Source organism: Streptomyces sp. NPDC056503 (assembly GCF_042794995.1).
In the GTDB taxonomy this organism is placed as follows: Bacteria; Actinomycetota; Actinomycetes; order Streptomycetales; family Streptomycetaceae; genus Streptomyces.
The window spans coordinates 24,503-42,711 of record NZ_JBHTST010000035.1; the positions used below are offsets into that span (position 1 = coordinate 24,503).

Genomic DNA, 18,209 nt, shown 5'->3' on the forward strand with positions numbered 1-18,209 from the left:
TGTGCCGCGAGTCACGAGGAGCAGGACAGCGATGACAGCCGTCCACACCGTCCGCGCCTACCCGTTCGACATGGAACGCACCGAAGTCTCCCCGCTGTACGCACGGCTGCGCGCCGAGGAACCCCTGAGCCGCGTCCAGCTGCCCTACGGCGAGGCCGCCTGGCTGGCCACCCGCTACGACGACGTCAAGGCCGTGCTCACCGACGCCCGCTTCAGCCGGGCCCTCGCCCAGGGCCTCGACCAGCCGCGGCTGCGGGCGGAGAACGTCGGCGACGGCGTCATGGGCATGGACCCGCCGGACCACACCCGGCTGCGCCGCCTCGTCGGCAAGGCGTTCACCGCCCGCCGCGTCGAGCAGCTGCGCGCCGAGGTCCAGCGCCGGGCCGACGCGCTCGTCGACGCCATGATCGCCAAGGGCGGCCCGGCCGACCTCGTCGAGGACTTCGCCCGCCCCCTGCCCGTCTCCGTCATCTGCGACCTCCTCGGCGTGCCCTTCGAGGACCACGTGCGCTTCCGCCGCTGGACCGAGGCCATGACCAACGACGAGAGCATCGGCGGCAACGTCCTCGCGGAGATCGGCCCCGAACTCACCTCCTACCTCGCCGGCCTGGTCGAGGAGCGCCGCAGGCGCCCCGCCGACGACCTCCTCGGCGCGCTGGTCCGCGCCCGCGACGAGGGCGACAAGCTCACCGAACAGGAGCTGATCTCCTTCGCAGGCCCCGGGCTCCTCGCCGGCGGCGCCGAGACCGTGGCCTCCGGCATCCCCAGCTTCGTCTACACCCTCCTGACCCGCCCGGACGACCTCGCCCTGCTGCGCCGCCGGCCCGAGCTGATGCCCGGCGCCGTCGAGGAACTCCTGCGGTACGTCCCCGTCAACACGGCCGCCATGTTCGCCCGCTACTCGCTGGAGGACATCGAGCTCGGCGCCACCACCATCCGGGCGGGCGAGCCCGTCCTGCCCGCGCTCGCCGCCGCCAACCGCGACCCCGAGGTCTTCGACGACCCCGAACGGCTCGACCTCACGCGCACCAGGAACCCCCACCTCACCTTCGGCACCGGGCCGCACCACTGCATCGGCGCCATGCTGGCCAGGGTGGAGCTCCAGGTGGCGCTCGGGACCCTGCTGACCCGCTTCCCCGGTCTGCGCCTCGCCGACGGCGAGGAGGGCGTGGAGTGGAGCTTCGGCGTGATCGTCCGGGGCCCGTCGCTCATGCGGATCACCTGGTGACCGCCGACGGGCGCGTCGTCGAGGCGCTGCGCACGGCGCTGACGGAGAACCACGGACTGCGCCAGGAGAACGCCCGGCTGCGCGGGGCCGCCGACGAGCCGCTCGCCGTCATCGCGATGAGCTGCCGCTACCCCGGCGGCGTCACCACCCCCGAGGAGCTGTGGCGGCTCGTCGACGAGGGCGTCGACGCCGTCACCGGCTTCCCCACCGACCGGGGCTGGGACCTCGACGGGATCCACCACCCCGAGCCGGGCCGCCCGGGCAGGACGACCAGCCTCGAAGGCGGATTCCTCACCGGCGCCGCCGACTTCGACCCCGGCTTCTTCGGGATCTCGCCCCGCGAGGCCCTGGTCACCGACCCCCAGCAGCGGCTCCTCCTCGAACTGTCCTGGGAGGCGTACGAACGGGCGGGCATCCTCCCCGAGGACGTCCGCGCCACCCGCACCGGCGTCTTCACCGGCGTCATGTTCCACGACTACGCGGGCGACACCAGCGCCGGCAGCCTCGTCTCGGGGCGCGTCGCCTACGCCCTCGGCCTGGAGGGGCCCGCCGTCACCGTCGACACCGCCTGCTCGTCGTCGCTGGTCGCCCTGCACCTCGCAGGCCAGGCGCTGCGCCGCGGCGAGTGCGACCAGGCGCTGGTCGGCGGGGTGACCGTGCTCGCCGTCCCCGACGTGTTCCTCTACTTCAGCGAACAGCGCGGGCTCGCCTCCGACGGGCGCTGCAAGGCCTTCGCCGCCGCCGCCGACGGCGTGGGCTGCGCCGAGGGCGCCGGCCTCCTCCTCGTCGAGCGGCTGAGCGACGCGCGCGCCAAGGGCCACCGCGTCCTCGCCCTGATCCGCGGCAGCGCCGTCAACCAGGACGGCGCGAGCAGCGGACTGACCACCCCCAACGGCCCGGCCCAGCAGCGTGTCATCGGCCAGGCCCTGGCCGGCGCCGGACTGGCCCCCGGCGACGTCGACGTCGTCGAGGCGCACGGCACGGGCACCCGGCTCGGCGACCCGATCGAGGCGCACGCGCTGCTCGCCACCTACGGCCGGGACCGCACCGCCGGACGTCCGCTGCTGCTCGGCTCGGTGAAGTCCAACATCGGCCACACCCAGGCCGCCGCCGGCGTCGCGGGCGTGATCAAGACGGTGATGGCCCTGCGCCACGAACGCGTCCCCAGGACCCTGCACGTCGACGCCCCGACCCCGCACGTCGACTGGACGGCGGGCCACGTCTCGCTCGTCACCGAGCCCGTCGCCTGGCCGCGCGGCGAGCGCCCCCGGCGCGCCGGCGTCTCCTCCTTCGGGATCAGCGGCACCAACGCCCACGTCATCCTCGAAGAGGCCCCCGCCGAAGAACCTGCCGCGCCGGAGCCCGCCGCCGGGCCGACCCCGCCCGTCGTCCCCTGGACGCTCTCCGCCCGCACGCCCGAAGGCCTGCCCGCGCAGGCGGCCCGCCTCCTCGACCACGTCCGCGCGCACCCCGGGCTCTCCGCCCCGGCGATCGGCACCGCCCTGGCGACCCGGCGCACCGCCTTCGGCCACCGCGCCGTCGTGCTCGGCGAGGACCGCGAGGAACTCCTCCGGGGCCTCGCCGCGCTCGCCGGGGGAACGGCCGCCCCGCAGGTGGTCGGCGGCGTCGCCGGCCCGCGGCGCAGGACCGCGTTCCTCTTCTCCGGGCAGGGCACCCAGCGGCCCGGCATGGCGCGCGAACTCCACGCCGCCCACCCGGTCTTCGCCGCCGCGTTCGACGAGGCGTGCGCGCACTTCGAGGCGGCCGGCTCCCCGGCGCTCCCGGTGGCCGCCGTCGCCCTCGCGCCCGAAGGCGCCCCGGACACCGGCCTGTCGACCCGTACCGACCTCGCGCAGGCGGCCCTGTTCGCGGTGGAGGTCGCCCTCTTCCGCCTCCTGGAGTCCTGGGGCGTCACCCCCGACCACGTCGCGGGCCACTCGGTGGGGGAGATCGCCGCCGCCCACGTCGCCGGGGTCCTCACCCTGGCCGACGCCTGCGCGCTCGTCGCCGCGCGCGGCCGGCTCATGCAGGCCCTGCCCGAGGGCGGCACCATGGTCGGCATCGCCGCCTCCGAGGAGGAGGTGCGGGCCAGGCTGACCGAGGGCACCGACATCGCGGCCGTCAACGGCCCCGCCTCGGTGGTGATCTCGGGCGGACGCGCCGCCGTCGACGCGCTCGCGGCCGCCTTCGCCGCCGACGGCCGGCGCACCCGGCGGCTCGACGTCGCGCACGCCTTCCACTCCCACCTGATGGAGCCGGTGCTCGCCGAGTTCGGCGCCGTGGCGGCCCGCCTGGAGTACGCCGCGCCGAAGCTGTCCCTGGTGTCCACCGTGACCGGCGCCCCCGCCGGCGCCGACGAGCTCTGCACGCCCGACCACTGGGTGCGGCACATCCGGCGGAGCGTGCGGTTCCACGACGCCGTGCGGTCCCTCGACGGACTCGGCGTCGGCCGCTACGTGGAACTCGGCCCCGCCCCCGTGCTCACCGCGCTGGTCGCCGACTGCGCCGGAGCCGACGTGCTCGCCGTGGCCACCGCGCGGCGCGGCACCGGCGCGGCGCGGGCCCTGACCACCGCCCTCGCCCGGCTGCACGCCGACGGACAGCCCGTCGACTGGGCGGCGTTCTTCGCCCCCTTCGGCGAGCCCCCCGCCGACCTGCCGACCTACGCCTTCCAGCGCGAGCGCCTCTGGCGCCACACCCGCTCGCACGCCGACGCGGGCCGGCCGGGGCCCGGACTCCTCGACACGGTCGTGCACCGGGCCGACGACGGCGGCCTGATCCTCACCGGGACGGTCTCCACCCGCTCCCTGCCCTGGCTCGCCGACCACGTCATCGACGGCACCGTCCTGCTGCCCGGCACCGCCTTCGTGGAACTGGCGCTGCGCGCGGGCGCCGAGGCGGGCTGCCCCCGGGTGGACGAACTCACCCTGGAGACCCCGCTGGTGATCGCCCCCGGCAGCCCCGTCACCCTCCAGGTCGCCGTGACGGGCGCCGCCGACCGGCGCGAACTCCTCGTCCACGGCCGGCCGCGCGACGCGCCCGCCGACGCCCCGTGGACCCGGCACGCCCACGCGGTGCTCACGGCGCCGGACGGAACGTCGAGCACCGGATCCGGGAGCACCGGATCCGGAACCGCCTCGGACGGGACCGCCTCGGACGGGACCGCCGAGCCGCTGCCCGCCGTCTGGCCGCCCGAGGGAGCCGAACCCCTGGACGTACGGGACCTGTACGCGGCGATGGCCCGCGAGGGCCATGCCTACGGGCCCGCCTTCCGGGGCCTCACCGCCGCCTGGAGCCTCGACGGCGACGTCTACGCCGAGGTGACCCCGGCCGGCCCGCTGCGGGACGAGTCCGCCGAGTACGCCCTGCACCCCGCCGTCCTGGACGCGGCGCTGCACGCCATGGACCTCGCCGTCACCCGGCGCGGCGGCGCCACCCTGCCGTTCCTGTGGACCGGGGTCACCTCCCACCGCGGCGGCGCCCGCGACCTGCGCGTGCGGCTCACACCGCGCGGCCCCGACGCGGTGGGCCTGTACGCCGAGGACCGCGCGGGGAACCCCGTCGTCACCGTCGGCGAACTGCTGGTGCGCCCCCTGCCCGAGGCGCGGCGCGCGGCCACCGCGGCCGAGGCGCTCCACCGGGTCGTGTGGGAGCCGGTCGCCGCGGGGCAGGCCCCGGCCGTGTCCTGCGCCGTCGTCGGCGAGGCCCACCCCGAGCTGGCCGAGGCGCTGCGCGCGGCGGGCGCCGAGGTCCGCGTCCACGCCGACTGGCCGGCCTTCCGCACCACGCTCGGCAGCGCCGACGCCGACGCCAACGCCCAAGTCGCCGTACCCGACGTGGTGTTCGCCCACCCGGCGGCGCCCGCCGCCGTGCCCGGGGCCGGGCTCCCCGCCGCGGCCACCGCCGCCGTGGGGGCCGCCCTCGGAGCCGTACAGGAGTGGCTGGCCGACGAACGCCAAGCGGACTCCCGGCTGGTCCTGGTCACCGGCGGAGCGATCGCGGTGGACGCCGACGAGGCGCCCGCCGCCCTGGCCCACGCCCCGGTGTGGGGCCTGGCCGGCACCGCGCGCCTGGAACACCCCGGCCGGATCGCCGCCCTGGACCTGGACGGCACGGCGCCGCCCGGCGCCGCCCTCCTCGCCGCCCTGGCCCGGGACGAGCCCGCCCTCGCGGTGCGCGGCGGCGGACTGCGCGCACCCCGGGTGACCCGCGCCCACCCGGCGCCGTCCGCGCGCCCCGGCACGGGGACGGACGGCGTCCTCGCCCGGGCCGTGGCCGGCACCGTGCTCGTCACCGGCGGCACGGGTGCGCTCGGCGGGCTGCTCGCCGCCCACCTCGTACGCGAACACGGCGCCAAGCGCCTGCTGCTGGCCGGCCGGCGCGGACCCGACGCGCCCGGCGCGCGGGAGCTGACCGACCGGCTGACGGCCCTCGGCGCCGAGGTCACCGTCGCCGCCTGCGACGTCGCCGACCGCGAGGCGCTCGGCCGGCTCCTCGGCACCATCCCCCCGGACCGCCCGCTCACCGCCGTCGTCCACACCGCGGGGGTGCTGGACGACGGGGTGGTCACCTCGCTGACCCCGGAGCGCGCGGCCGCCGTGCTGCGCCCGAAGGCCGACGCGGCGTGGCACCTCCACGAGCTGACCCGGGCGGCCGATCCGGCGCTCTTCGTGGTCTTCTCGTCGGCCGGAGGAGTGATGGGGGCGCCGGGGCAGGGGAGTTACGCGGCGGCCAACGTCTTCCTCGACTCGCTGGCGCAGTACCGCAGGGCCTCGGGGCTGCCCGGTCTCTCCCTCGCCTGGGGGCTGTGGGAGCAGGCGGGCGGCATGGGCGGTCGGCTGACCGGCGCCGACGCGCGGCGGATGCGGCGCGCCGGGGTGCGCGGCCTGTCCGACGCCGAGGCGCTCGCCCTCTTCGACGCGGCGCTCGGCTCGCCCGAACCGCTGCTGCTGCCGATCCGGCTCGCGCCGGCGACCGCGGCGGCGGGCCCGCAGGGGCCGGCCGGGGACTACGCGGACGACGGTCACCGCGACCGCGACCGGGAGACCGGCCGCGGCCCGGACACCGGCCGTGCCCGCCCCGGTGCGGGGGCGGATGGCTGGCGCGGGCTCCTCGCCGGGCTCTCCGGGGCCGAGGCCAGGCGGACGCTGCTCGGGCTGCTGCGCGCCGAGGCCGCCGAGGTGCTGGGGTACGAGACCCCGGCGGCGATCGAGCCCGAACGGGGCTTCCTGGACATGGGGTTCGACTCCCTGACGGTGGTGGAGCTGCGCAACAGGCTCGCCGGCCACACCGGGCTCCGGCTGCCCGCGACGCTCCTCTTCGACTGCCCGACCCCGGACGCGCTCGCCGACCGGCTCCACGGCGAACTCACGGCGGCCGAGGCCTTACCCCCGGCGACCGGCGGCCTCCAGGAACGGCTCGCCGCCCTGGAGGCGGCGCTCGCCGCCTCGGGACCCGGCTCGCCGGGCGCGACCGGGGTGGCGGAGCGGCTGCGGGAGCTGGCGGCGCACTGGGAGCGGAGGCACGCGGTCACGGCGGCGGCCGGGGACGCTCCGCAGGCCGGGCCCGACGTGCGGAGCGCGACCGCCGCGGAGCTGTTCGACATCCTCGACGGCGAACTGGGCGATTCAGAGGAGTGAGACGGTCCCGGTGCTCCCCGGACACCGGCTGTTCCCTTGAGAACGGAATTACCTCTGCTTTACTCTTCGTAAATACTCCGCGCCGTCGCGGGCCAGGCTTCGGCGTGCCCCGACGCCTGGCCAGAGGGGTGGTAGGGCAGGGGGTCTCCTGCTAGGGTTCGTGGAAATCTGTACACGTGTTTGTCGCTCGCGGGAGAATTCTATGAATGTCTCTGCGAATTCACCTGGGTCCCCGGGCGGTGCTGTGCACACAGGGGGTATTCGATTAATGGATTTGCGTGATCGCGATGTAGTTGAGCCGCTTCATGAATCCTTCTCCCAATGCGTGGCTGGGAAAGGCCAAGTAGTAATCGTGACCGGCGGCCTGGCAAGTGGAAAGACCGAACTTCTCCAGAAGTGCTCCGAAATGTTCACCCAGTCGGGAGCGCTCCATCTGAGCGCCACCGGGGCCCGTGCCGAGCAGGACAACTGGATGGGAATCATCTGGCAGCTCCTGCACAGCGCGCCCCTGCCCGGCTCGATCATGGAACGCCTCGATCGACTGCTGGGCGGTGGCGTGCCGGATTCCGTCCGCGCCGATTCCGCGCACCACGACTCCGGAAAGTGTCCGGCGGCCGCGGGGGCCGCCGGACACCCGGAAGTCCACGTCATGCACGGCGTGTCCGCCCTCCTGCTGGCGCTCGCCCAGGACCGTCCGCTCGTCATCACCGTCGACGACGTCCACTTCGCCGACGAGGCCTCCCTGGAGACCCTGCTCTACCTGCGGCGCCGCATGCGCTCCGCGCGGATCCTGCTGGTGTTCACCGAGTGGGCGCGACCGGACCTGCTGCGGCCGGTCTTCCGCACCGAGGTCACCCGGTACCCCTACCGTCGCATCACCCTGGAACTCCTCTGCGTCGGCGCCATCGAGCGGGCCCTCACCGAGGCCGGCGCGGACCCCGCGACGGCCGCCCGGCACGCGCCCGCCTACCACGCGCTCACCGGCGGGAACCCGATGCTGGTCAACGCGGTGCTGGAGGACCGGTGGACCGCGGGGGCCGCGTCGGGCGACCCGGGCGCCCCCGTCGCGGGGGCCGCCTACCGGCAGGCCGTACTGGACTGCCTCCAGCGCTGGGACCCCCATCTCTTCGACGTGGCCCGGGCCCTGGTGATCCTGGAGGAGAACGCCACCCCCGCGTTCATCGCGCGCCTGCTGCGGATGCGCGTCGACGACGTCGAGCGCCTGCTCGACGTGCTCACCAAGGCGGGCCTCCTCGTCGACGGCGCGCCCGGCCATCCCGAGATCGCCGCCACCCTGCACGCCCTCTCCGACCAGGAGACGGCGCACCTGCACACCCAGACGGCCGAGCTGCTGTACGAGCGGGGCGCCGACGAGACCGAGATCGCGCGGCACCTCGTGCGGGCCGGCACGGTCCAGCGGCTCTGGGGCCGGCCACTGCTGTGCCGCGCCGCCCGCCAGGCCCTCGTCGGCAACGACCCGGACCTCGCGGTCAGCTGTCTGGAGCTGGCCCTGCGCGAGAGCGACGACGAGTCCGAGCGGCTGCACTTCCAGGCCCTGCTGGCCCAGGTCGGCTGGTGGGTCAACCCGTCGGCGGCGGCCCGCTACTTCACCCCGCTCCAGGAGGCCCTGGCGGAGTCGCGGCTGCCCCGGCAGGACGCCCTCCCCGTCATACGGCAGATGCTGTGGAACGGCAGCTCGGGCGCCACCGCCCAGCTGGAGCGGATGACGGCCCAGTCCGAGTCCGGCGACGTCCGGGAGCTGTCCGAACTCTGGCTCGCCCACGACTGGATCTACGGCCTGACCCGGGGGCAGGGCGGCCGGACCGCCGGCCACACGGCCGAGCACCGGACGTCGGCGATGCCCGCCAGCCTCTTCGCGCTGCTGGCCAAGGGCGCCACCGACGACCTGGTCGGCGCCGCCGAACACATCCTCCAGGGCCGCCTCGCCACGATGCTGCCCGAGGCCGGAGCCACCGTCATCCTGCTCCTGGACCACGCCGGCCAGCAGAAGCGCGCCGTCCACTGGTGCGACTTCCTGGAGGCGGAGGCCGCCCGGCAGGGGGCCACCACCTGGCGGGCCGTACTCGGCGGGGTCGCCGCCGACATGGCCCTGCGGCGCGGCAACCTCGCCGTCGCCGAGAGCAGGGCGGACCGGGCCCTGGGGCTGCTGCACGTCCAGAGCTGGGGCGTGCTCGTCGGTTTCCCGCTGGCCACCAAGATCTCCGCCGCCACCGCCATGGGCCACCACGAACAGGCCGCCGAACTCCTCGACCAGGTCGTCCCCGACGCCATGCTCGGCACCACCTTCGGGCTGCGCTACCTCCAGGCCCGGGGCCATCACCACCTCGCCATGGGCCGCCCCTTCGCGGCGCTCGGCGACTTCGAGCACTGCGCGGCCCTGATGCGCAAGTGGCGCCTGGACTTCCCCGCCCTGGTGCCCTGGCGCAGCGACCTCGCCCAGGCCCACCTGGCGCTCGGGCGCCGCAAGAAGGCCCTGGAGCTGCTGACCGAACAGCTCGAACGGCTCGGTTCCCGAGGCGACGAGCGCGCCCGGGGCCTGACCTTACGACTCCTCGCGCTGGTCAGCCCGCTGGAGCGGCGCGCCGAACTCCTCGGGGAGGCCATCGAACTCCTGGAGCGCAGCGAGGACCACCTCGAACTCGCCCGCGCCCTCGCCGACCGCAGCCAGGTCCACCACGACCTCGGCGAACTGGGGGACGCCCGGCTCCTGGCCCGCCGCGCCGCGCAGGAGGCCAAGGCCTGCAACGCCGAGACGCTCTCCGCCCTCCAGCTCCGCCGCGCCTCCCAGGGCCCCCAGCCCGAGCCGGCGCCCGCCGAGGCCCCCGCGCCCGAGGCGGCGACCACGCTCAGCGAGGCCGAACGGAAGGTCGCCACCCTCGCCGCGTACGGCCACAGCAACCGGGAGATCGGCCGCAAACTGTTCATCACGGTCAGCACCGTCGAACAGCATCTGACCCGGGTCTACCGGAAACTCAACGTGCAGAAACGAGAGGACCTCCCGCTGGAGCTCGCCGGACGCCAGACCAGGGAACACCCGGCGGGCCACACCCTGAGATCGGCCTGACCCCATCGGGAGCGAAAGAGGGCCGGCGGGCCGGTGATCCCGCCGGCCCTCCCGCATTCCGGAACCGGAATGCGACGGCACCGGCGGCGGACCGAAAGTGTGGGGCGGCTAAGGGGCCCCTACCGGAAGCCGTTCTCCTGGAAATCCACCGCCTTCTCCCTAGCCTGGTGCCATGACCTCCATACTTGTCACGGGTGCGGCGGGATTCATCGGATCCCATTTCGTCCGGCACTGGGTGCGCCGGCACCCCGACGACACCGTCGTGGCGCTGGACGCGCTGACCTACGCCGGTTCGCGCACCAACCTCGCGGACGTCGCCGACCGCGTCGTCTTCGTCCACGGCGACATGGGCGACGAGGCGCTCGTGACGGGGCTGCTGGCCGAGCACCGCGTCGGACTCGTCGTCAACTTCGCCGCCGAGTCCCACAACAGCCTCGCCGTGCTGGACCCCGCCCGGTTCTTCCGCACCAACGTGCTGGGCACCCAGGGCCTCCTCGACGCCTGCCGTCGCGCCGGCGTCGAGCGGTTCCACCACATCTCGACCTGCGAGGTGTACGGAGACCTCCCGCTGGACGCCGACGAGGTGTTCACCGAGACGAGCCCCTACCGCCCCCGCACTCCCTACAACGCCAGCAAGGCCGCCGCCGACCACGCGGTCCGCGCCTACCACGAGACGTACGGGCTGCCCGTCACCCTCACCAACTGCGCCAACAACTACGGCAGCCACCAGTTCCCCGAGAAGGTCCTCCCGCTGTTCGCCACCCGCGCCCTGGACGGCCGTGCCCTGCCCGTCTACGCCTCCAGCGCCAACCGCCGGGAGTGGATCCACGTCCAGGACCACTGCGAGGCCATCGAGACCGTGCTCCTCAAGGGGCGGATCGGCGAGACCTACCACGTCGGCACCGGCGTCGAGGCCAGCGTCGACGAGATCGCCGCCCTCGTGCTCGACGAGCTGGGCCTGCCCGAGTCGCTCAAGGAGACCGTGCCCGACCGGCCGGGACACGACCGCCGCTACCTCCTGGACTCCTCCCGCATCCGGCGCGAACTCGGCTGGGAGCCGCGGATCCCCTTCGACTCCGGGGTCCGGGAGACCATCCGCTGGTACGCGGCCCACCGCGACTGGTGGCAGCCGCTGCTCGGCCGCAGCCCCGTCGCCGAGCACGCCTGGCACGGCGCCCCGCGGAGCGCCGCCGCCCCCGCGTGACGCGTCCCGACAGGCACCCCACGGAAGGAGCACCCACCACCATGTCAGCAGCGAGCACGGAGACCGGACCCTGGCTCAGGCGCTTCCACCCGGCGCCGGACACCCCCGTACGCCTGGTGTGCTTCCCGCACGCCGGGGGTTCGGCGTCCTACTACTTCCCCGTGTCCAAGGCGCTCTCCGCCGCGGCCGGGGTGCTGGTCCTCCAGTACCCGGGCCGGCAGGACCGGCGGCTGACGCCGTGCGTCGAGTCCATCGGGGAGCTCGCGGACGCGATCGCCGAGGAGCTGCGCGGACGGCTCGAAGGGCCCGTCGCGCTGCTGGGCCACAGCATGGGCGCCACCGTCGCCTACGAGGTGGCCCGGCGGCTCGAAGAGGCCGGCGAGCCGCCGCTCGCGCTGTTCGCCTCGGGGCGGCGCGCCCCCGACTCGCTCCGCGACGAGCGGGTGCACCTGGCGACGGACGCCCAGGTCATGGCGCACGTCGCCCGGCTGAGCGGTACGGGGGCGGGCGTCCTGGACGACCCGGAGATCGTACGGATGGTGCTGCCCGTCATCCGCGGCGACTACCGCGCCGCCGAGACCTACCGCCACCGTCCCGGCCCTCCGCTGAGCTGCCCGCTGTACGCGCTGACCGGCGACGACGACCCCCAGGTGAGTCCGGCCGAGGCCGACGAGTGGGCCCGCTTCACCACCGGCCCCTTCGAGAAGGCGGTCTTCGACGGCGGCCACTTCTACTTCACCACCGGCCCCGACAAGCCGATGGCCTACCTGGGGGAGCGGCTGACGGCCCTCGCGGCCGAGACCCTCTGACGACGGGGACGGCGACGACGGGCCGGGGGCGGCGACGCCCCGGCCCGCGCGCCTCCCGCGTGGGCCGGGGGGCGCGCGGCGCCTACCGGACGGATCCGGCGGCGGTCAGGCCAGCGAGCCGAAGCTCTCGCGGAGCCACGCCAGTTCGGCCGCGATGTGCGGCAGCGCGACCGGGTCGGCGGAGGCCAGCGCCAGCTCCTGCTCCTCGCGGGTGGCGCCGTACAGCATGCTGGTGGCGGCCTTGAACCGCAGCGCCTTCCCGTCGTCGTCCAGGAGGTGCCCGGCGAGCACCGCGATCCCGAACTCGTCGAGCAGGAACCGCCGCAGGGAGTCCGAGTCGTGCACCCCGCGCCCGGCCAGCGGGGCCCGCAGCGGCTCGAAGTCCGGGTAGACGTAGAAGGCGCCGGCCGGCGCACGGCACTCGGCACCCGCGTCCACCACGATCCGGTGCACCGCGCGGGCCACCGCGCCGTGCAGCCGCGCGCACGCCGCCAGATGCTCCCGCAGCTCCGGCGGCTCGCCGAAGGCGTACGCGGCGACCTCCTGCATCGGTCCCGCCAGCGTCGACCACACCTCGCTGGCGATCGACACGACGGCGTCCCGCAGCGCGGCCCCGCGCTCCCCGTCGGGGAAGCGGGCCGCGCCGACGCGCCAGCCGCCGAGCGCCAGGCTCTTGCTCAGGCCGGTCGTCACCACCGTGCGCTCCGGGGCGACCTCCGCCGGGCTCAGGAACGGCGTCGCCGGATCGTGCAGCACGTCGCGGTAGATCTCGTCGGAGACGATCATCAGGTCCTCGGCCCGGGCGATCGCGCACACCTCGCGGACCAGCTCCGGCGGGGCCAGCGTGCCGGTCGGGTTGTCCGGCAGCGTCAGCACCACCACCCCCGGCGTCCCACCGCCCTCCCGGCAGGCCCGCACGGTCTCGCGCAGCGCGTCGGGAGCGGGCACGCCCCCGCACTCCGGCGGGATCGGCACGCCGTGTGCCCGCTTGCCCGCGAGGCGCGCCTGCGGGGCGTAGGTGTTCCACGCGGGGCGCGGCAGCAGGACGTCGCCGGGCACGGCCAGCTGGAGCGCCATCAGCAGCGGCTTGCTGCCCGGCGCGACCACCACCTGCCCGGGGTCGGTCGGCAGCCGCCGCCGGCCGAAGTACCCGGCGACCGCCTCGCGCACGTCGAGGCCTCCGGCCACCGGCCCGTACGCGTTGCGGTGCGCACCGGCCGCCAGCCGCTCGGCCAGCGGGGCGAACACCGGGAGCCGGGCCTCCCCGAACCCCAGGTGGACGACCCGCTCGCCCGCCGCCCGCCGCTCGTCGACCAGTTGGTTGAGCGCCAGGTTCGGCGAGACCTCGAACCCTGCCACGGCCACCATCCCTTCCCGCTTCCCGCTTCCCGAACGACCCGCCCCGGCGGGGCGCGTCACACCCGTCCGCCGAGGAGCGCGCCGAACTCGGCGGGCGTCCCCGGGGCCGGCCGCAGCTCGTCGAGCCACGCCGCGTCCGCGCTGAACTCCGCGTGGAACGGGCGGCCCACCAGCGACGGGTCCCGCGCCTGGAGCATCCGCAGCCGGAAGACCGCACCCCCGTCCGACTCCTCCACCCCGTCCACCACGACCTTGCCCGGCGTCGCCGACATCACCGGCCCGCGCACCGTCCGCGCCAGCCCCGGCAGCTCCCGGTACGCCGCCTGGAAGATGCGCACCGCCTCGGCCAGCGGCACCTTGAAGTACTCGTGCGGCCCGGTGTCCCGCTCCACGAACAGGTAGTACGGCACCACCCCGTGCGACAGCTCCGCGCGCCACAGCTCCGCCCAGACCGCCGCCCGGTCGTTGACCCGGGCGATCAGCGGCGCCTGCCCGTACAGCAGCGCGCCCGTCGCCCTGACCCGTGCCAGCGCCCGCGCCGCCGGCTCGTTCGCGAGCTCGCGCGGATGGCTGAAGTGCGCCATCACGGCCAGCGTCCGCCCCGAGGCCACGACCCGCTCGAAGAGCCGCAGCAGCTCGTCGGCGTCCTGGTCGGTCACGAAGCGCTGCGGCCAGTAGGCGGGCGACTTGGTGCCGAGTCGGATCGTGCGCACCGTCGGCACGGACAGCAGCGGCTCGATGTGGGCCCGCAGCCGTTCGGTCGACATCACCAGCGGATCGCCGCCGGTCACCAGGACGTCGCTGACGTCGGGCTTGGTCCGCAGATAGCCGACGAGCCCTTCGGGGGACGGCGCGGCGAAACGGAGATCCGGGTCGCCGACGAATTGCGCCCACCGGAAGCAGTAGGTGCAGTAGGCGTGACAGGTCTGTCCCTGCCCGGGGAAGTAGAGGACCGTCTCCCGGTATTTGTGCTGAATCCCCGGAATCTCCACGGAGTCCACGGTGGGGACGTTGAGTTCCCGCTGTGCCGACGGATGCGGATTCAGCGACGCGCGGATCTCGCCCACCGCGGCGCGCAGCGCGGCCCTGTTCCCCGAAGGGCCGGAAAGCTCGTCGAGCCGCCGCAGGTCGTCCGGCGCGAGCATGTCGATCTGAGGGAACGTCAGCTGGAACATCGGGTCGTCGGGGACCCGCTCCCAGTCGATCAGCTCGGACAGGACGTGCTCGTTGACCCGGAACGGCAGCACCAGCGACACCAGCCGCATCGCCCGCACGATGTCGGCGGGCAGCCCGTACCGCTGGGCGATCTGGTCGATCTGGTGCGGCCCGTAGGCGCGGAACCGCGCCGTGTCGGGGAGGCCAGGAGCCAACGGGGACATGGGGGCGATCCTTGTCGATAGCGGCAGCGGCAATTGTCCGCCGACCCTATTCGGCGGGAATTGCGCGGCGCACCCCTAACAGCCCCTAACACGCTCCCGCGGGTATCCGCGAGAACTGGAGTCACTTTCTCCCGGCCTTACTTGACCCCGATCGGCGCCCCCTTGATGCTGGAGGCCGAATCCGGCCGAAGCGGGGGAGTGGAAGCACGTGACGGGTATGCAGCCGGCACTCGCGGTGAACGCACCGGTCGAGCGGATGGACGAACTCCTGCTGGCCGCCGCGGCACGCACTCCGGAACGTCCGGCCGTCGTCGAACACCTGGGAAGCGACGGAATCCGCGTCCATTCCTATCGCCGGCTGGAGCAGAAGGTACGGGAATACGCCCGCGCCCTGGACGCCACCGGCCTCGGCATCGGCGACCGCGTCCTGATCCACGCCGACACCGACGTCGAGTCCATCGCCCTCTTCCTGGCCTGCTCGTCGCTGGGCCTGCCGTTCGTCCCGGTCAGCCCCGAGGCCCCGGAGCAGCGGCTGCGCACCATCGTGGAGACGGCCGAGCCCGCGCTCTTCGCCCACGCGGCCGGCGGCTCCCCCTCGTGGCTACCGCCCGGCACCGGCAGCGCGCGCTTCGGCGCCGGCGGCCTGGAGCCCGGGCGCCCGGTGCCGCCGCGCGCCCGGGTGCGGCGCGAGATCACCGGCACCGACACCGCGTACATGATCTTCACCTCGGGCACCACCGGCCGCCCCAAGGGGGTGGTGATGAGCCACCGGGGCGTCACCTCCTTCTACCGGGGGATGCTCGCCCACGCCCTGATCACCCCGGACGACCGGGTCGCCAGCACCTCGCCCCTCCAGTTCGACTTCTCGCTCCTCGACATCGGCCTCGCGCTCGGCAGCGGCGCCGCCGTCGTGCCCGTCCCGCGCGACGTGGTCCGCTTCCCCCGGCGCTTCGTCGGCCTGCTGGACGCGGCGGAGGTCACGCACGTCAACGGCGTCCCCTCGATCTGGCGCTCCGCGCTGCGCCACGAGGCCGAGGCCCTCGCCCGCCTGGACCGGCTCACGTCCGTGCTGTACTGCGGCGAGCCCTTCCCGCTGACCGAACTGCGCGCCCTCCAGGGCCTGCTGCCGCGCCTGCGGATCGTCAACTGCTACGGCGCGACCGAGTCGATGGCCTGCTCCTTCACCGACGTGCCCCGCCCCCTCCCCGACGACCTGGAGAACCCGTCCATCGGCTTCGCCCACCCCGGCGCCGAGATGCTCCTCGTCGACCCGTGGGGCCGTCCGGTCGAGCGGCCCGGCGAGGTCGGCGAGATCTACCTCCGCAGCCCCGCCCTCTTCACCGGCTACTGGGACGACCCGGTGGCGACCGCCGCCGTCCTCGTGGCCGACCCGCTCGAACCCCGCTCGGGGCAGATCGTCTTCCGCACCGGCGACCTCGCCTACCGGGGCGAGGCGGGCGACCTCTACTTCGCCGGCCGGGCCGACGACCAGGTCCAGATCCGGGGCAACCGGGTGGAGCTCGGCGAGGTCGAGCGCAGGATCCTCGAGTTCCCCGGCGTCGCCGCGGCGGCGGCCGTCGTCGTCCCCGACGGGGCCGAAGGGGAGTACGCGCTCGGCGTCTTCGCGGTCGCGGCGCGCGGCGCGGAGGTCCAGGAGCGGGCGCTGCGCTCCTTCTGCCGCGACTCGCTGCCCGCGTACATGATCCCCAAGGCCGTCCGGCTGGTGGACGAGCTGCCGGTCACGCCGAACGGCAAGACGGACCGGAAGGCGCTGGCGGGCCTGCTGACCACGCCCTGAACCGCCGCCGGGAACCGGTGCGGTTCCCGGCGGTCCGGGCGATACTCGGTGCACACCGCCGAAGGGCCCTTTGGGGGCCCGGAGTCCACCGAAGGGACCTGGCATGACCGCCACGGAGCTCTCGTACGCGCACGGGGTGGCGGACACCCCGCTGCTCGGCGACACCATCGGAGCCGACCTCGACCGGGCCGTCGCCGCCTGGCCCGACCGCGAGGCCCTGGTCGACCTCGCCGACGGCCGCCGCTGGACCTACGCCGAGTTCGGCGCCGACGTCGACCGGATCGCGGGCGCGCTGCTCGGCAGCGGCGTCCGCAAGGGCGACCGGGTCGGGATCTGGGCGGTGAACCGCGCCGAGTGGGTCCTCGTCCAGTACGCCACCGCCCGCGTCGGAGCCGTCATGGTCACCATCAACCCGGCCTACCGCTCCCACGAACTCGCTTTCGTGCTGCGCCAGTCGGGGATCTCGCTGCTCTTCGCCTCGCTCGCGCACAAGACCAGCGACTACCGGGCGATGGTCGAGGAGGTGCGGGGCGGGTGCCCGGAGCTGCGGGAGGCGGTGTACTTCGGCGACCCGAGCTGGGACGCCTTCACGGCCCGCTCGTCCGGCGGCCTCGTGCCCGAACCGCTCTCCGCCGACGAGCCGGTCAACATCCAGTACACCTCGGGCACCACCGGCTTCCCGAAGGGGGCCACCCTCTCCCACCACAACATCCTCAACAACGGCTACTTCGTGGGGGAGATGATCGCCTACACCGAGGAGGACCGGATCTGCGTCCCGGTGCCCTTCTACCACTGCTTCGGCATGGTGATGGGCAATCTGGCCGCCACCTCGCACGGCGCCTGCGTCGTGATCCCGGCCCCGTCCTTCGACCCGGCCGCGACCCTGCGCGCCGTCCAGGAGGAGCGCTGTACCTCCCTGTACGGCGTACCGACCATGTTCATCGCGGAGTTGAACCTCCCCGACTTCGCCACGTACGACCTCTCGTCGCTGCGCACCGGCATCATGGCGGGTTCGCCGTGTCCGGTGGAGGTGATGAAGCGGGTCGTCACCGAGATGAACATGGCGGAGGTGTCGATCTGCTACGGCATGACGGAGACCTCGCCGGTCTCCACCCAGACCCGCCGGGACGACGACCTGGAGCGGCGCACCGGCACCGTCGGCCGGGCCCTGCCGCACATCGAGGTGAAGGTCGTCGACCCGGCCACCGGCCTCACGGTGCCCCGCGGCACCGCGGGTGAACTGTGCACCCGCGGCTACAGCGTGATGCTCGGCTACTGGGACGAGCCGGCGAAGACCGCGGAGGTCGTCGACGCCGGCCGCTGGATGCACACCGGCGACCTCGCGGTGCTGCGCGAGGACGGCTACGTCCAGATCGTCGGCCGCATCAAGGACATGATCATCCGCGGTGGCGAGAACATCTACCCGCGCGAGATCGAGGAGTTCCTCTATGGCCATCCCAAGATCGCCGACGTGCAGGTCGTCGGCGTCCCCGACGAGCGGTACGGCGAGGAGATCCTCGCCTGCGTGATCCCGCGCGACCCGGCCGACCCGCCCACCCTCGACGAACTCGCCGCCTTCTGCCGCGACCGCCTCGCCCACTACAAGGTCCCGCGCCGCGTCGAGATCCTCGCCGAGTTCCCGATGACGGTCAGCGGCAAGGTCCGCAAGGTGGAGCTGAGGGAGCGGTACGGCTCCTAGTGCTGTGGC

At 74.6% G+C, this 18,209-nt stretch carries 9 protein-coding genes; 7 read left to right on the forward strand and 2 right to left on the reverse strand.

Going from position 1 to position 18,209, the window contains the following annotated elements; all coding sequences use genetic code 11:
- Positions 1-31: 31 nt before the first annotated feature.
- From ACFQ8C_RS13505 to ACFQ8C_RS13525, 5 genes are all read left to right on the forward strand, one after another.
- Positions 32-1,228: a cytochrome P450 gene (locus tag ACFQ8C_RS13505; protein ID WP_383455964.1), complete on the forward strand. Its 1,197-nt coding sequence runs from the start codon at positions 32-34 to the stop codon at positions 1,226-1,228.
- Positions 1,225-6,867 (forward strand): SDR family NAD(P)-dependent oxidoreductase, encoded by a 5,643-nt coding sequence (locus tag ACFQ8C_RS13510; RefSeq protein ID WP_383455967.1) that lies wholly within the window; start codon positions 1,225-1,227, stop codon positions 6,865-6,867. Before ACFQ8C_RS13505 ends, ACFQ8C_RS13510 begins: the two co-directional genes overlap by 4 nt.
- 268 nt (positions 6,868-7,135) lie before the next feature.
- The gene (locus ACFQ8C_RS13515) at positions 7,136-9,952 is read left to right on the forward strand and encodes a LuxR C-terminal-related transcriptional regulator (RefSeq protein ID WP_383455970.1); all 2,817 of its coding nucleotides are present in this window, start codon (positions 7,136-7,138) and stop codon (positions 9,950-9,952) included.
- 172 nt (positions 9,953-10,124) lie between these two features.
- Positions 10,125-11,156 carry a dTDP-glucose 4,6-dehydratase gene (gene rfbB, locus ACFQ8C_RS13520; protein WP_383455973.1) on the forward strand — a complete coding sequence of 344 codons (1,032 nt, stop codon included), beginning with the start codon at positions 10,125-10,127 and terminating at the stop codon, positions 11,154-11,156.
- 41 nt (positions 11,157-11,197) lie between these two features.
- On the forward strand, positions 11,198-11,965 hold the full coding sequence (locus tag ACFQ8C_RS13525; RefSeq protein ID WP_383455976.1) for a thioesterase II family protein: 768 nt from the start codon (positions 11,198-11,200) through the stop codon (positions 11,963-11,965).
- Between the two features lie 105 nt (positions 11,966-12,070).
- Here the strand turns inward: ACFQ8C_RS13525 and ACFQ8C_RS13530 are convergent, their stop codons facing one another.
- Positions 12,071-13,333, reverse strand: coding sequence for a pyridoxal phosphate-dependent aminotransferase (locus tag ACFQ8C_RS13530; RefSeq protein ID WP_383455979.1), 1,263 nt, complete (start codon positions 13,331-13,333; stop codon positions 12,071-12,073).
- A gap of 47 nt (positions 13,334-13,380) precedes the next feature.
- The gene (locus tag ACFQ8C_RS13535; RefSeq protein WP_383455982.1) at positions 13,381-14,703 is read right to left on the reverse strand and encodes a KamA family radical SAM protein; all 1,323 of its coding nucleotides are present in this window, start codon (positions 14,701-14,703) and stop codon (positions 13,381-13,383) included.
- Between the two features lie 217 nt (positions 14,704-14,920).
- Here ACFQ8C_RS13535 and ACFQ8C_RS13540 point away from each other — a divergent pair, with 217 nt between their 5' ends.
- Complete coding sequence (locus ACFQ8C_RS13540; protein WP_383456030.1) at positions 14,921-16,501, forward strand: AMP-binding protein; 1,581 nt, start codon at positions 14,921-14,923, stop codon at positions 16,499-16,501.
- Between the two features lie 103 nt (positions 16,502-16,604).
- Entirely contained in the window at positions 16,605-18,200 is a 1,596-nt protein-coding gene (locus ACFQ8C_RS13545; protein ID WP_383455984.1) for an AMP-binding protein, read from the forward strand.
- Positions 18,201-18,209 lie beyond the last annotated feature (9 nt).

What these genes read in the sequence shown, in the direction of transcription:
- ACFQ8C_RS13535 (WP_383455982.1), bottom strand. Translation starts at nt 14,703, where the DNA reads ATGTCCCCGTTGGCTCCTGGCCTCCCCGACACGGCGCGGTTCCGCGCC.
- ACFQ8C_RS13525 (WP_383455976.1), top strand. Translation starts at nt 11,198, where the DNA reads ATGTCAGCAGCGAGCACGGAGACCGGACCCTGGCTCAGGCGCTTCCAC.
- ACFQ8C_RS13530 (WP_383455979.1), bottom strand. Translation starts at nt 13,333, where the DNA reads ATGGTGGCCGTGGCAGGGTTCGAGGTCTCGCCGAACCTGGCGCTCAAC.
- ACFQ8C_RS13505 (WP_383455964.1), top strand. Translation starts at nt 32, where the DNA reads ATGACAGCCGTCCACACCGTCCGCGCCTACCCGTTCGACATGGAACGC.
- rfbB (WP_383455973.1), top strand. Translation starts at nt 10,125, where the DNA reads ATGACCTCCATACTTGTCACGGGTGCGGCGGGATTCATCGGATCCCAT.
- ACFQ8C_RS13545 (WP_383455984.1), top strand. Translation starts at nt 16,605, where the DNA reads ATGACCGCCACGGAGCTCTCGTACGCGCACGGGGTGGCGGACACCCCG.
- ACFQ8C_RS13515 (WP_383455970.1), top strand. Translation starts at nt 7,136, where the DNA reads ATGGATTTGCGTGATCGCGATGTAGTTGAGCCGCTTCATGAATCCTTC.
- ACFQ8C_RS13540 (WP_383456030.1), top strand. Translation starts at nt 14,921, where the DNA reads ATGCAGCCGGCACTCGCGGTGAACGCACCGGTCGAGCGGATGGACGAA.